Source organism: Streptomyces sp. NPDC041191 (assembly GCF_055591945.1).
On sequence record NZ_JBVIZC010000015.1, the window covers coordinates 12737 to 27208 of the forward strand.

General features: G+C 74.7%; 9 protein-coding genes. 3 read left to right on the forward strand and 6 right to left on the reverse strand.

Going from position 1 to position 14472, the window contains the following annotated elements; all coding sequences use genetic code 11:
• The first annotated feature begins 111 nt into the window (after positions 1-111).
• From ACZ6AQ_RS26310 to ACZ6AQ_RS26320, 3 genes are read left to right on the forward strand one after another with little or no spacing between them, the layout of a single operon-like run.
• The gene (locus tag ACZ6AQ_RS26310) at positions 112-828 is read left to right on the forward strand and encodes a (Fe-S)-binding protein (RefSeq protein ID WP_468762934.1); all 717 of its coding nucleotides are present in this window, start codon (positions 112-114) and stop codon (positions 826-828) included.
• Between the two features lie 47 nt (positions 829-875).
• Positions 876-2267: a lactate utilization protein B gene (locus ACZ6AQ_RS26315; protein ID WP_468763083.1), complete on the forward strand. Its 1392-nt coding sequence runs from the start codon at positions 876-878 to the stop codon at positions 2265-2267.
• Positions 2264-2899: a LutC/YkgG family protein gene (locus tag ACZ6AQ_RS26320; RefSeq protein WP_468762936.1), complete on the forward strand. Its 636-nt coding sequence runs from the start codon at positions 2264-2266 to the stop codon at positions 2897-2899. The genes ACZ6AQ_RS26315 and ACZ6AQ_RS26320 overlap by 4 nt, the downstream gene beginning before the upstream one ends.
• 109 nt (positions 2900-3008) lie before the next feature.
• On the opposite strand, the gene ACZ6AQ_RS26325 is transcribed toward ACZ6AQ_RS26320, so the two are convergent.
• The 6 genes from ACZ6AQ_RS26325 to ACZ6AQ_RS26350 all read right to left on the reverse strand — a co-directional run bounded on the left by ACZ6AQ_RS26325 (position 3009) and on the right by ACZ6AQ_RS26350 (position 14230).
• Complete coding sequence (locus tag ACZ6AQ_RS26325) at positions 3009-4970, reverse strand: acyl-CoA dehydrogenase family protein (RefSeq protein WP_468762938.1); 1962 nt, start codon at positions 4968-4970, stop codon at positions 3009-3011.
• 170 nt (positions 4971-5140) lie between these two features.
• Positions 5141-6559, reverse strand: coding sequence for a Re/Si-specific NAD(P)(+) transhydrogenase subunit beta (pntB, locus tag ACZ6AQ_RS26330; protein ID WP_468762940.1), 1419 nt, complete (start codon positions 6557-6559; stop codon positions 5141-5143).
• Between the two features lies 1 nt (position 6560).
• Positions 6561-8087: a Re/Si-specific NAD(P)(+) transhydrogenase subunit alpha gene (locus ACZ6AQ_RS26335; protein ID WP_388695676.1), complete on the reverse strand. Its 1527-nt coding sequence runs from the start codon at positions 8085-8087 to the stop codon at positions 6561-6563.
• A gap of 262 nt (positions 8088-8349) precedes the next feature.
• Positions 8350-9744 carry an RICIN domain-containing protein gene (locus ACZ6AQ_RS26340; protein ID WP_468762942.1) on the reverse strand — a complete coding sequence of 465 codons (1395 nt, stop codon included), beginning with the start codon at positions 9742-9744 and terminating at the stop codon, positions 8350-8352.
• A gap of 57 nt (positions 9745-9801) precedes the next feature.
• The gene (locus tag ACZ6AQ_RS26345; RefSeq protein WP_468762944.1) at positions 9802-13173 is read right to left on the reverse strand and encodes a hypothetical protein; all 3372 of its coding nucleotides are present in this window, start codon (positions 13171-13173) and stop codon (positions 9802-9804) included.
• 226 nt (positions 13174-13399) lie between these two features.
• Entirely contained in the window at positions 13400-14230 is an 831-nt protein-coding gene (locus ACZ6AQ_RS26350) for a type VII secretion system-associated protein (RefSeq protein ID WP_468762946.1), read from the reverse strand.
• Positions 14231-14472: the final 242 nt, after the last annotated feature.

Here is a 14472-nt window from a genome sequence, read left to right on the forward strand (position 1 = left end):
CGCCACCGACCGGGCGCCGGCGGATCCGGCCGTCACCGGCCACCCGCCGGCCGGGCCGGAACCGCACCGGGAACGCGCCGCCCGGACCGAACCGTCCCCGAGGAACCCCTGATGCGCGTCGCCCTCTTCGTCACCTGCGTCAACGACGCCGTCTTCCCCGCGACGGGGGTGGCCACGGTCCGGCTGCTCGAACGGCTGGGCGTGGAGGTGGACTTCCCGTCCGCGCAGTCCTGCTGCGGACAGCCGCAGTTCAACACCGGCTACCGCGAGGAGACCGCGCCGCTCGTACGGCGCACGGTGCGGGCCTTCGAGGGGTACGACCACGTCGTCACCCCGTCCGGGTCGTGCGCGGCGATGGTGCGGCACCACTACCCGTCGTTCGGCGCGGAGGCGGCGGAACTGGCGCCGCGCGTGAGCGAACTGACGAAGTTCCTGGTGGACGTGCTCGGCGTGACGGACGTGGGCGCGTACTTCCCGCACCGGGTGACGTACCACCCGTCCTGTCACGGTCTGCGCCTGCTCGGCCTCGGGGAGCGGCCCCGGCGGCTCCTGGAGGCGGTGAAGGGCCTGGACCTCGTGGAGCTGCCGGGCGCGGAGGAGTGCTGCGGCTTCGGCGGCACCTTCGCGGTGAAGAACCCCGACGTCTCGGCGGCGATGGGCACCGACAAGATCGCGAACGCCCTGTCCACGGGCGCGGACGTCTTGTGCGGCGCGGACAACTCCTGTCTGCTGCACCTGGGCGGCATGCTGAGCAGGCGGAGGGCGCCGCTGCGCGCGCTGCACCTGGCGGAGATCCTGGCGAGCACGGAAGAGGAGCCCTGGCAGTGAGCGACGAGAAGACGCGCGCGTCGGCGTCCGGCCCGGCCTTCGTCGGCATGCCGACCTTCCCGGAGGCGGCGCGGGAGGCGGTCGGTGACACGACCCTGCGCGCCAACCTCAGGCACGCGACCCACACGATCCGGGACAAGCGGGCGCGGGCAGTGGCCGAGCTGGACGACTGGGCGGCGCTGCGGGAGGCCGGCAAGCGGATCAAGGACGAGACGCTCCGGAACCTGGACTCCCACCTGCTGCGCCTGGAGGAGACGGTGACGGCGGCGGGCGGCACCGTGCACTGGGCGGAGGACGCGGCCGAGGCCAACCGGATCGTCACCGCGCTGATCCGCGCCACCGGCGAGACCGAGGTGGTCAAGGTCAAGTCGATGGCCACACAGGAGATCGGTCTCAACGAGCACCTGGAGGCCGAGGGCATCGCCGCGTACGAGACGGATCTCGCGGAGCTGATCGTGCAGCTCGGCGAGGACCGCCCCTCGCACATCCTGGTCCCGGCCATCCACCGCAACCGGGGCGAGATCCGGGACATCTTCCGCGAACGGATGGGGAATTGGGGGCGGCCCGCGCCGGAGGGGCTGAGCGACGCCCCCGCCGACCTGGCGGAGGCGGCCCGGCTGCACCTGCGGGAGAAGTTCCTGCGGGCCGGGGTCGGCGTCTCGGGGGCGAACTTCATGGTCGCCGAGACCGGCACCCTGGTCGTCGTGGAGTCCGAGGGCAACGGCCGCATGTGCCTGACCCTGCCCGAGACCCTGATCTCGGTCGTCGGCATCGAGAAGGTGGTGCCGACCTGGCGGGACCTGGAGGTCTTCCTCCAGACGCTCCCCCGCTCCTCGACGGCCGAGCGCATGAACCCGTACACCAGCACGTGGACCGGCACCACGGACGGCGACGGGCCCTCCGCCTTCCACCTCGTCCTCCTCGACAACGGGCGCACCGCCGCCCTCGCGGACGAGGTGGGACGCCAGGCGCTGCGCTGCATCCGCTGCTCGGCCTGTCTCAACGTCTGCCCGGTGTACGAGCGGGCCGGCGGCCACGCGTACGGCTCGGTCTACCCGGGTCCGATCGGCGCGATCCTCACCCCGCAGCTCCGGGGCACGACGAGCGGGATCGACGCCTCCCTGCCGTACGCCTCCTCGCTCTGCGGCGCCTGCTACGAGGTGTGTCCGGTCGCCATCGACATCCCCGAGGTCCTGGTCCACCTGCGGGGGAAGGTGGCGGAGGAGGGCGGCCACCGGCTGGAGAGGGCGGCGGTCAAAGCGGCCACCTGGGTACTGGACCACCCGGGCGTGCTCGCGGCCGGGGAGCGCCTGGCCTCCCGCACCCGGGCGCTGCACCCCCGGCGGGCCCCGGGAACCGGCCGGTGGACGGAGAGCCGCGACCTGCCGGACATGCCCGCCGAGCCGTTCCGCGACTGGTGGAGGAAGAACCGCACATGACCGACTCACGCGCGCGCGTACTCGCCCGTGTCCGTGCCGCCGTCGCGGACGCGCCCGCGGCCCCCGGCGTGCTCCGCGACTACCGGACCCGCCACACCGCCGAGGACCCGGCGGGCGTCCTCGACCTGCTCCACGAGAACCTCGCCGACTACCGGGCCCACGTCCACCGCGCCGCGCCCGGCGGCCTGGCGGAGCTGATCGCCGGAATCCTCGCGGAACGCGGCGTCCGCGAGGTCGTCGTCCCGCCCGGCCTGCCCGCCGGCTGGCTCGCCCGCGCCGACGTCCTGCGGCGGACGGACGAGCCCCGGCTGACCCCGTACGCGCTCGACGCGGTCGACGCGGTGGTGACGGGGTGCGCGGTGGCGATCGCCGAGACCGGCACGATCGTCCTCGACGGCGGCCCGGGGCAGGGCCGCCGCGCCCTCACCCTCGTGCCCGACCTGCACCTCTGTGTGGTGCGGGCCCCGGAACAGGTGGTCGCCTCGGTCCCCCTGGCACTCCCCCGGCTCGACCCGGCCCGCCCCCTGACCTGGATCTCGGGCCCGTCCGCGACGAGCGACATCGAACTCGACCGGGTCGAGGGCGTCCACGGGCCCCGGACGCTGGAAGTGGTCCTGGTGACGGAGGACTGACGCCGGGGCGGGCCCGGCGCCGGGCGGGAGCGCGGCCGGCCGCGCCCGTCCCGCGTCCGGGGCGGTGTGCCGGGCGGGAGGCCGCGCCCGGAGGAGGGTCCGCCGCCGGTCAGCCCACCAGGCCCGGGGCGCGCAGCATCTCGGGCGGGACGCCCCAGGCGTCGACGAGGTCGACCGCGAGGGGGCGGATCTCGCGGCAGAGGTCGTTCACCTCGCGGCTGATCGCCTTGGAGCGCTGGACGGTCAGCCGTCCGTGCTCCATGAACCAGGCCCGGTCGGCCTCGATCACCGACAGGGCGAACAGGTCGCGCAGCAGGGTGAGGGCGGTCTTGACACCGCCCTCGGGCAGGGTGCGCACCTTGTCGGTGAACGCCTCCAGGAGCAGGCGTTCGACGTGGGCGCGGGCGAGCGCGACGACGTGGTCCTGGACCTGTGAGAAGACGGCGCCGGGGGCGCCCTCGCGGTCGATCCCGCGCTTGAGCCGCCGGGCCACGCCGGCGAGCATGTGCTCCTCGCGGTAACGGACCATGGCGAGCTGGTACTCCGGGTCGAGCAGTCCCGCTTCCTGGTCCCACGCGTCGCCGCCGGGCAGCAGATCGCGCACCCGTTCGAGCAGTTTGTGGGCCGAGGTCCGCTCCAGGACCGTCCCGACGGCGAGACCGGCGACGTGGCGGACCACCCCGAGCTGGTCCAGGTCCTCGAACTCGCCGGCGTGGTCGGTGAGGAGGCCCTTGGCGACGAGCTGCAGCAGGACGTGGTTGTCGCCCTCGAAGGTGGTGAAGATGTCGCTGTCGCTCCGGAGGGCGGCGAACCGGTTGACGGCGAGGTACCCGGCGCCCCCGCACGCCTCGCGGCACTCCTGGACGGTCCGGGTCGCGTGCCAGGTGCTGAGCGCCTTCATGCCGGCGGCCCGCGACTCGAGCCGGCGCCGCGCCCGCTCGTCGTCCCCGGTGCCGGAGAAGACGTCGTGCAGCTGCGCGCGTACGGCGTCCTGGGCGAAGTGCAGCGCGTACGTGCGCGCGACGAGCGGCAGCAGCCGGCGCCGGTGCAGCCCGTAGTCGAGCAGGAGCTGCTCCCCCGCGCCCGGTTCCGCCTCGAACTGCCGGCGCCGCACGGCGTACTTGGTGGCGATCGTCAGGGCGACCTTGGCGACGCCGATCCCGGCGCCGGAGACGCTGACCCGGCCCTGCACCAGGGTGCCGAGCATGGTGAAGAAGCGCCGGTTCGGGTTCTCGATCGGGCTCGTGTAGACGCCTTCGGGGGTGACGTCGGCGAACCGGTTGAGCAGCGCCTCGCGCGGGACCCGTACGCCGTCGAAGCGGATGCGGCCGTTGTCGACGCCGTTGAGGCCCATCTTGAGCCCGTCGTCCTCGATCCGGACGCCGGGTGCCACCTCGCCGCCGGTCCGGACGGGCACGACGAACGCGTGTACCCCCTCGGACTTTCCCCCCACCTCCAACCGGGCGAAGACGACGGCCAGTTCGGCGTGCCGGGCCGCGTTGCCGATGTAGTCCTTGCACGCCTGGTCGCCGTGGGTGGTGATGACGAACTCCCGGCTCGCGGCGTCGTAGCACGCGACGGTGCCGATCGCCTGTACGTGGGAGCCGTGACCGGTCTCGGTCATCGCGAAGCACCCCATCAGCCGTCCGGCGATCAGGTCCGGCAGATGGGCCTCGTGGTGGCGCCGGGTTCCCAGGTGCAGGATCGCGCCGCCGAAGAGGCCGAACTGCACGCCGACCTTCACCAGCACCGACAGGTCGCCGAAGGCCAGCGTCTCGAACGCGGCGATCGAGGCCCCGACGTCGCCGCCCCCGCCGTACTCGTGCGGGAAGCCCATGCCGGTCTGGCCCGTCGCGGCCATCTCGACCACGATCTCGCGGACCCGCTCGCGGAACGCGTCGAGGCCGAGCTCCTCGGCCTCCTCCAGGACGGAGGAGTGCGTCACCAGGTTGGTCCGGACGAGGTCGCGGATCTCGGCGTACTCGCCGTCGAGCACTTCGGCGAGCGCCCGGACGTCGATCTCGGGCTGCGCGCGCTCGCTCGTGGCGGGGGATGCGTTGTCGGTGGCCATGCCCCTTCGCTACCCCGCCCCGGGACGATCAAGCGGGAGCGGCCGGGCGGACGGCCGCTGTCCCGTCGCCGTCCGCCCGGCCGGAGGGGGCCGGGTGGACGGGGGCCTCCCGGCCCGGCACGGACGTCCCCTCCGCGCCGGGCCGGGAGGCCCGCTCTCGTCGTCGTGCCTCAGAGGGCGCCGACGATGTCCTCGACCCGGGCCTTCGCGTCGCCGAAGAGCATCGCGGTGTTCTCCTTGAAGAAGAGGGGGTTCTGCACGCCCGCGTATCCGGAGGCCATCGAGCGCTTGAACACGATGACCTTGCCGGCCTCCCAGACGGTCAGGACCGGCATGCCCGCGATCGGGCTGCCGGGGTCCTCGGCCCCGGCCGGGTTGACCGTGTCGTTGGCGCCGATCACGAGGACGACGTCGGTCTTGGCGAAGTCGTCGTTGATCTCGTCCATTTCGAGGACGATGTCGTACGGCACCTTGGCCTCGGCGAGGAGCACGTTCATGTGGCCGGGCAGGCGGCCGGCGACCGGGTGGATGCCGAACCGCACGTCGACGCCCCTGGCGCGCAGCTTCGAGGTGAGCTCCGCGACCGGGTACTGGGCCTGCGCGACGGCCATGCCGTACCCGGGGGTGATGACCACGGACCGGGCCGAGCCCAGCAGTTCGGCGACGTTCTCGGCGGTGGTCTCGGTGTGCTCGCCGTAGTCGACCTCCGAGCCCGGCGCGGCCTCGATGCCGAAGCCGCCGGCGATGACCGCGAGGAAGGAGCGGTTCATCGCCTTGCACATGATGTAGCTCAGGTAGGCGCCGGACGAGCCGACGAGGGCGCCGGTGACGATCAGCAGGTCGTTGCCGAGGAGGAAGCCCGAGGCCGCCGCGGCCCAGCCGGAGTAGCTGTTGAGCATCGAGACCACGACCGGCATGTCACCGCCGCCGATCGAGGCCACCAGGTGCCAGCCGAGGGCGAGGGCCAGGACCGTCACGGTGACGAGGAGCCACAGCTCCGGCGTGATCACGAACCACACCGTCAGGGCGACGAACAGGCCGAGCGCGCCGAGGTTGAGGGCGTTCTTGCCCGGCAGCACGAGCGGCTTGGAGTCGATCTTCGCGGCGAGCTTCAGGTACGCCACGACGGAACCGGTGAAGGTCACCGCGCCGATGAACAGGCCGATGAACACCTCCGCGTGGTGGATGCCCAGCGTGCCGAGGGCGTCCAGGGCCTTCGCCTCGTGGCCGTCCGGCTCGTGCTCCACGTTCAGGAAGCCGTTCCAGCTGACCAGTACGGCGGCCAGGCCGACGAAGGAGTGCAGCAGCGCGATCAGTTCGGGCATGCCGGTCATCTCGACGCCGCGGGCCCGCTGCAGGCCGATCAGCGCGCCGACCAGCATGGCGACGCCCATCAGGCCGAGGCCGGCGGTGCTGACGTCGCCGTCCACCGCGAGCACGACCGTCGCGACGAGCGCGACGCCCATGCCGAGCATGCCGAAGGCGTTGCCGAGCCGGGCCGTCTCGTGCTTGGAGAGTCCTGCCAGCGCGAGGATGAAGAGCAGCGCGGCAACAAGGTAGGCCGCTTGTGCGGCAATGGTCGCAGACATGTCAGCTCCGGTTGAACATGGCGAGCATCCGACGCGTCACCGCGAAGCCGCCGAAGACGTTGATACTGGCCAGGAGGATCGCCACGGAGGACAGCACCGTGACCGCCGTACTGGTATGGCCGATCTGCAGGAGCGCGCCGACGACGATGATCCCGGAGATCGCGTTCGTCACCGACATGAGCGGTGTGTGCAGCGCGTGGTGGACGTGACCGATCACGTAGTAGCCGATCACGATCGCGAGCACGAAGACCGTCACGTGGGGCAGCAGCGCCGCCGGCGCGAACGCGGCGGCGAGGAAGAGCGCCAGGGCACCGAGGGCGACGCCGCCGAACGTCCGCCCCGGCGTCATGGGCGCCTTCTTCGGCGCGGGTTCCGCCGCGACCGGCGCGGGGGCGGGTGCGGGGGCCGCCGAGACCTGGACCGGCGGGGGCGGCCAGGCCGTCTCGCCCTCGCGCACGACGGTGATCGAGCGCTGCACCGGGTCGTCCCAGTCGAGGACGAGGCGGGCGTCCTTGCCGGGCGTCATCAGCTTCAGCAGGTTCACCAGGTTGGTGCCGTACAACTGCGACGCCTGCGCGGGCAGCCGGCCCGCGAGGTCGGTGTAGCCGAGGATCGTCACGCCGTTGTCCGTGACGGTCCGCTCCCCCTTCACCGTGCCCTCGACGTTGCCGCCGTTGGCGGCCGCCATGTCGACGATCACCGAGCCCGGCTTCATGCCCGCCACCATCTCCGCGGTGATCAGCGTCGGCGCGGGGCGGCCGGGGATCAGCGCGGTGGTGATGACGATGTCCACCTCGCGGCACTGGGCGGCGTACAGCTCGGCCTCGCGCGCCTTGTAGTCGTCGCCCATCTCCTTGGCGTAGCCGGTCTTGGAGACCTCGGCCTCGGGGGACTCGATCGACAGGTACTCGCCGCCGAGGGAGCGGACCTGGTCGGCCACCTCCGGGCGGGGGTCGGTGGCGCGCACGATCGCGCCGAGCGAGCCCGAGGCGCCGATCGCGGCCAGACCGGCGACGCCGGCGCCCGCGACCAGGACCTTCGCCGGCGGCACCTTGCCCGCCGCCGTCACCTGGCCGGTGAAGAAACGGCCGAACTCGTGCGCCGCCTCGATGACGGCCCGGTAGCCGGCGATGTTCGCCATCGAGGACAGCACGTCCATCGACTGCGCCCGGCTGATGCGCGGCACGGCGTCCATCGAGAGGGCGGTGAAGGGCCTTCGGCCCAGGTCCTCGACCATCGCCGGGTCGAAGGCCGGGGAGAACAGGGCGATCACCGTCGCCCCCGGCCGGACCCGGTCCAGCTGGGACGGGGCCGGGGCGTTGACCCCCAGCACCACGTCCGCCGCCACCGCGTCGCCGACGGTCGCTCCGGCGGCCTCGTAGGCATGGTCGGTGAAGCCGGCCGCGACGCCCGCGCCCGGGTCGACGACCACGCCGTACCCCAGTGTGCGGATCTTTTCGACTGTGGCCGGCGTGGCCGAAACGCGACTCTCACCTGCCCGTGCTTCCTTGAGGACTCCGACGATCACGAGTGTTCTCCGTTCCCTGCTCTGGCCGTCAACGGCGTGTTCCCGACTCGATCAGAAGTGCGCCCGTGGTGGTCCGGAGCACGCCGCTCAGCTTGGCCGCCGGAAGCTCTCCTTGAACAGCACCCGGCGGTGAGGCACACGCAACACTTGACGAGCCGGGTCCCGTGCGTCACGCGGGACGGACCCCGGCGTGACGCGAACGGGCCCCGCGGTCTCCGGGAGGAGGCCGCGGGGCCCGGCGCCGATCAGGTGGGGTCCGGCCCTACCAGAGGGTCCACTCGAAATCGTCACCGCCGTGGCACGGCTGGATGTCCAGCCGGGCGTCGACGGTCTTGAGCCCCGCCCCGCTCACCACTTCGAGGCACTGGTGGTTGCTGGCGTAGTTGCGGATCCAGAAGGACTTGCCGCCGCGCGGCTCCAGCCACCACAACTGGTTGTCGTCCGTGGTGCCGTTGCAGTAGAACTGCGAGACCCTGGTGCCGGCGGGCCGGGCGCCGAACTCCCCCAGGTCCATGCAGAGTCCGTCCTTGCGGTTCACGATCTGGAAGAGGTCGCTGGACTTGGGGCCCTTGCCCTTGTACCTCACCTCGAAGTCCCAGAGCTGGTTGTCCCTGTCCGTGCCGTTGCAGTAGAACTGGTTGACCGGACCGTTGATCCTGCCCTTGTCGAAGTCCGGCACGTCCGCGCACATCTTCGTCGACATGTTCCTGAGCAGGACGCGCTTCATGTCGGAGTAGTTCGGCGGGGCCGGAGGAGGGGTCTTCTTCGCCGCGTCCTCCTGCTTCGCGGGGGCCTCCTTCTTGGGCTCCTCCTTCCGCTCGGGCTCTTCCTTCCGCCCGTCCCCCCGCTTCTGCCCGGCTTCCGCCCCCTTCCCGGGCGTTCCGCCGGCCGGCCGCACCGGCTCCGGAGCCGATGCGGAGGCGGTCGGACTCGGCGCGTCCTTCTTCGGCGCGGGCGCCCCGGTCCTCGTGGACGGGGCGGTGGTCTCCGGCGGCTTGGGGGCGTAGTTCCCGGGCCGCACCGGTTCCTCGTCCTTCTGCAGGGTCCGGGCCGATGCCTGCTGGGCCATCCCCGCGGGCTCGGTCCTGTCGTCGCGGCCGGTGCCCATGACGAGGAACGGCACCGCTATCAGCAGTGCTCCCCCGATGCCCGCCGCGGCCAGCAGGGCCTTGGCGGGGCGGCCCGGGGGAGGTTCGTCACCACCGCCGCCGGTGTCCCCCGCCGACACGCCGGGCGGGTTCCCGCTCCCGGTCGCGGTGAGCGATCCGGCCTCCCCCTCACCGGCGTCGTCGTCCCTCTTCGCGGCGGCGGCCGGCTCCCCGGAGGGGGTGGTCCGCGCTTCGGAAGAGGTGGTGACGGCTTCGGCGCCGACGGGGGCGGCGGCGCCGGTGGTGGCGGTGGCGGTGGCGCCGGCGGTGGCGGTGGCGGACGTGGTCCCGGAGGTGGTGGACGCGGCCCCGGAGGAGGCCGGTTCCGGCACGGACGGGGACACGGGCACCACCACGGCCGGGGTCTCCTCACCGTGCGTGCCCGCGCCCCCGGAGGAGTTCGTCTCCTCCCCGGGAGCCGCGGCCCCGGCCTCGGCCGTCCGGGGGCGCAGCGCCTCGGAGCCGGGCTCTTCGGCCGTGCCGCGCATGGTGACGGCACGGCGTACCACGGGCCCCGTCAGCCCTTCTCTCTCCTGTGGTGACATCAAGTCTCCGCTTCTCTTCGGTCAGTCGGACGGCGGACGGCATACGGTCCGTTCCAGAGGACCCGCGCACGGCCACGGCCAGTCGTGGCGGCCCGGTGTCACGGGATGGCCGCGCAGCGCCTCGTCCAGACGGGCGAGTGCCGCGCGGTCGTCGGTGTCGAGTTCCGCGCCGCCGTGGCGGGCCGGGACGTCCGGCCCGGCGGGGGGCACCTCGCGCAGCAGGGTGAGCGGCGCACCGCCCTCCTCGCGCACGTCGAGCACCTTCAGGAGGGTGCCCGGCGGGAAGACCACCTCGTTCCGGGCCCTTTCGGGTCCGGGGCGGTCGGTGAGCTGGCGCACGCGGCGCCCCGTCACCGACCACACGGCGTACTGCGCACCGCCCGGCCTCGGTACGCCGGCACCGGCGGGCAGGGCGCACACGGGGGCGGGGCCGCGCAGCAGCGTGCCGGGCTCCAGGACGCCGCCGTCCGGCCCGCCGTCGCCCGCGCCGCGGAACGAGAGGCCGCGGTACGAGGGCATCCGGCGCAGCCCGGAGGTCACGCAGGCGACGTACGGCAGCAGCCGCTCCTCCCCGTCGTACAGGCCCCGCACCAGCGCTTCGGGGCTCAACGGGCCCTCAGGGGTGTGCAGGTAGAGGTGGAGGGCGATCAGGTCGGTGCGGGCCGCCTCCTGCTCCTGGCCGCGCAGGGCGGGCAGCCGGGTCAGCGTGCGGCTCACGGCGAGGCCGTGGCGGTCCCAGGCAGCGTCCGCGAGCGCCCGGAAGGCCGCGCGCTCGGCCGGGGTGCTGACGTGGTCGGGCCGGAACGGCACGGGCGGCAACGGTCCGAACGGGGTCGCCGGGGCGGCGGAAGGCGTTCGGGAGACGGGAGGCGTTGGGGCGGCGGAAGGCGTTGGGGAGGCGGGGTTCGCCGGGACCGTCGGGGCGGAGGGGGCGGGCGGAGTGACCGGAGCGGACGGGGTGACCGGAGCGGACGGGGCGGGCGGCTCCGTCGCGACGGCCGCCGCCGGGGGAACGGTGGAAGCGGTGGGGATGGCGGAGGCCACGGGTACGGCGCGCGGCGGGTCCACCGGGTCGGCCGCGCCACTCCCACCAGCCGGGTCGTCCGTGTTCACCGTGCCTTCCTTGTCGCCCGTGGCCTCCTCGTCGGCCGTGCCCTCCCCATCGGCGGCGGCCTCCTCGTCGGCCGTGCCGCTCCCGTCGGCCGCGTCGCCGGAACGGCCGTCCGGATTCGCCTCGGCCGCGTCGCCGGAACGGCCGTCCGGGGCGGCCTCGGCCGCCGGACGCCGCCGCACGGCGGGGATACGCGGCGCCCCGGCCCCGGCGTCAGATCCGGCTCCGGCCCCGGCGGGTGCCTCACGCGTCGGCTCCGTCTCCACGGGGGTCCTCACGGGCGTCTCCTCGTCCTCCCGGAGGCCGAGCAGCGCCGCGAACCGTGTCCTCCGTGCCGGGCGTCCGGCCGGTGTACGGGGTTCCCGGGCCGTGGCCTCGGGGGGCCGCGGCGCCCCGGGGGCCCGGGGCGCGTCCGGTGTCCGCCCCTCCTGCGCGGGTACGCGGATCCGCGCCTCGCCCGGGACGGCGCCGTCCGACCGCGGCGCGGACTCCGGCGGGCTCCCGGCGCGGCCGCCGCCGGGTACGGCCGGGCCGGACGCGGTGGCCGCCCGGTCCGGTCGTACCACGGGGCCGGGGGCCCGTCCGTCCTGCCCCGCCCCGCCGTGCCCGGCGGCCCCGGGCGTGGGGGGACGGACGGCCGCGGCACCGGCCGGAGCCGTCGCGGCGGACCCGCTCCGCGCCGCCGTACGACCGGACTCCCGGCCACGGGGAGCCGCCGGGCCGTCCGGCACCGGCAGCGGCGCGCCCGTCGTCGGCAGCGCGCCGGCGGACGGGTGGGGGGCCGGCGCGGGACCGGCGGTGTTCCGCCCGGCGCGTGCCGGGCGGGGTGCGAAGCGCAGGGCGCGGACGCCGTGCCGGGCCGCGAGGGCCCGCAGCGCCTGCCCGCCGTCCACGGCCGTGCCGTGGACGTACAGGCGCGCCCTCCCCGCCACGTCGGTGTCGAGGCCGGACAGCAGCCGGGCGAGTTCGGGCCAGAGCGAGGCGTCGAGCGGCTCGCCGGGGCGGCCGATCTCGATGGCGGGCCCCTCGGCGTCCACCTCGCGGTCGGGCGGGGCCGGGGTGGGGTCCTCGTCGGTGTCCGGTTCCCCGTCCCCGGTGATCCAGAGCCCGGCGCGGGTCACCGTGGCGCACCACCGGTCGGAGAGGCGGACCGTCCCCCGCTCGGCGTTGCCGCGGCCCGGGACCGGCGCTCTCCACCGGAGGAGCCGGGGGGCGGGCGCGGGTTCGTCCCCGGTGGCGGGGGCGCACACCACCGCGTCCACGAACGGCCGCCAGCGCGGGGTTCCGTCGGGGCCGACGACCACGGACCGGACGGCGGCGCGTTCCGTGGGGGTGGCCGGGGCGAGCAGCGGCATGCCGGTGTACACCACGACCTCCGTGCCGAACCGTTCGGCCGCCTGCCGACCGGTGCGCAGGATGTCCCGGGGGCTGCCGGGGGCGAGCCGCACCCGGGCCCGCAGAGCGGCGGGCAGCGCGCCGAGCACCTCTCCGACGTCGGCCGCCGAGACGTCTCCGCCCTCGGGGACGCCGACCAGCACGGTCGGTCCCCGGGGGTCCACCGGCACCGAGTAGCACAGATCGCCGCGCGCGGGCCCGGTCGCGTACGGCGAACGCGCCAGCAGCCCGGCGGGGATCTGGTGGATCACACAGCCGCTGTCGGTGCGCTCCGGGACCCGCTCGATCCCGGGCTGCCAGGCGGGCGACGGCTGGCGCGTGCCCAGGGCCACCGGCCGGACCCCGGGGGTGAAGCTCCACCAGCCCCGGACGCGGGGCGGGTCGGGACGGACGAAGAGGGAGCCGCCGGGGACGAGTTGGACCTCGCCGTCCGGTGCGATCACCTCCCACTCCCACGCCTCGGCGACCCGTCGGGCCACCGAGGGCCGGTCGGGGTGTTCCTCCCCGGCTCCGGACATCACGAGCCGGACGGTGTGCGTGCCCGCCGCGCGCAGGGCGTCGAACACCTCGCTCAGTCGCCGCCAGAACTCCCCGGCCGGGGCACCGTCCGGGCCCACCACGCCGGTGACGACGGTGGTGATTCCCTCCTCCGCTCCCAGCAGGTCGGCGAGTTCGTGCACGGCGGTCTGGCCGATCGTGGTGTCGTGCGCGGCGCGGAGCAGTACCAGCGTGCCGTACTCCTCGGTGAACAGGGGCTGACCGGGGCGCTGTTCGGCCGTGCCGTTCCGCTCGGGCGGGGGAACGGACGCGGGGGCCCGTCCGGTTCCCCGCCCCGCCCTGGCCCGGCCGCCGAACCACTTCGACCGGTCACCACCGGAACGGCTCACGTCGTCTCTCCTTCGTACCCGGCCCGGCCGGTGCGGCGCACCCGCTCGGGATCTCTTGCGTCACGTGGTCGTCCGGTCCGCCCTCTCGTGAGGGGGGCGCGTCGTACCGGAGGAACCGGATCGTACGGAGCGGAGTGCGCGGGCGGCTCACGGATTCCCGTCGGCGGCGGCAGGACCGGGAAGCGCCGCCGTCCCGCCTCCTCCGGTTCCGCGTCATCCCCTTCGGTCAGGCACGGGCGGCCCCGTCGAGAGCGCTCTCCGGCGCGTCCCCGGGGGACGCGGACGGGGACCGGACGGTTCCGGCCTCCGCGTGCCCGGTCCCGGCCTCCCCGTGCCCGGTCCCGGCCTCCCCGTGCCCGGCTCCGGTCCCCGCGCGCCCGGTCCCGTCGTCCGCTTCCCGGGCGACGGCCGCCACGACGTCCGCCAGACCGTCCGCGGTCATCACCATGCTGACCGGGGCGGAGCTGTTGAGGGACAGGCTGTGTCCCTCCGGCAGCCGCTCCAGGAGCACGGGCACCCGCACCCGCTCGAAACCGAGGCGCCCGGCCGCGTGCAGGTACGGGGGCGAGGTGTAGACCGGGACCACCGGCGTGCCGTCGGGCGCCGACGCGCTGACCGGTCGGCCGTCCGCCGTGACCAGCACCGCGACCTCCGCGCGGGCCAGGGCGAGGGCGACGTCCTCCACCGGGCCGTAGCCGGTGGTGGCGAGCTGGATGGCGGCGTCCACGTCGTCCTCGGGCTCGGGCCAGCCGAGCGCCTCCGGGGAGGGGCGGTAGTCCTCGTTGTCCCGCCACTCGACGATCTCGCCGGCGTCGTCGGAGCGCCACCGGCCCACCACGGCCCAGTCCGGCGGGGCGCCCTCGCCCCGCCACGCGGGGTCGGTGAGGTGGAGCCAGTGGTTCGGGGCGAGCCTGGCCGCCTCGACGAACTCCTCCGGCGCCTGCGGCACCCCGTCGCCCCCGGGTGCCGCCGCGACCGGCGCGGTCTCCTCCCCACCGGCCGGGGGCTCGTCCGTACCGGTGGGGACGACCGCGGCGGAACCTCCGTCGTCGCTCATGCTGTCCTCGCTCACTGGGCCGACTGGTTCGCCGTGGGGAAGGTCCGGTGGAACCGACGAACGGGCGCTCCCCCGGCGGGCCTTCCGCGCGCACGCCCGGCCGGAGCCGCGAACACCCCGGCCACGCCCTTCGTCCCACGCATCATCACATGAGGGGGCGGATCGCGGTCCGCCGCCTGAGCTGTTCTTGAGATACCGGCCGTCCGGCCCGTCCTCGGCGAGGACCTTCCCCGTGTACGTCC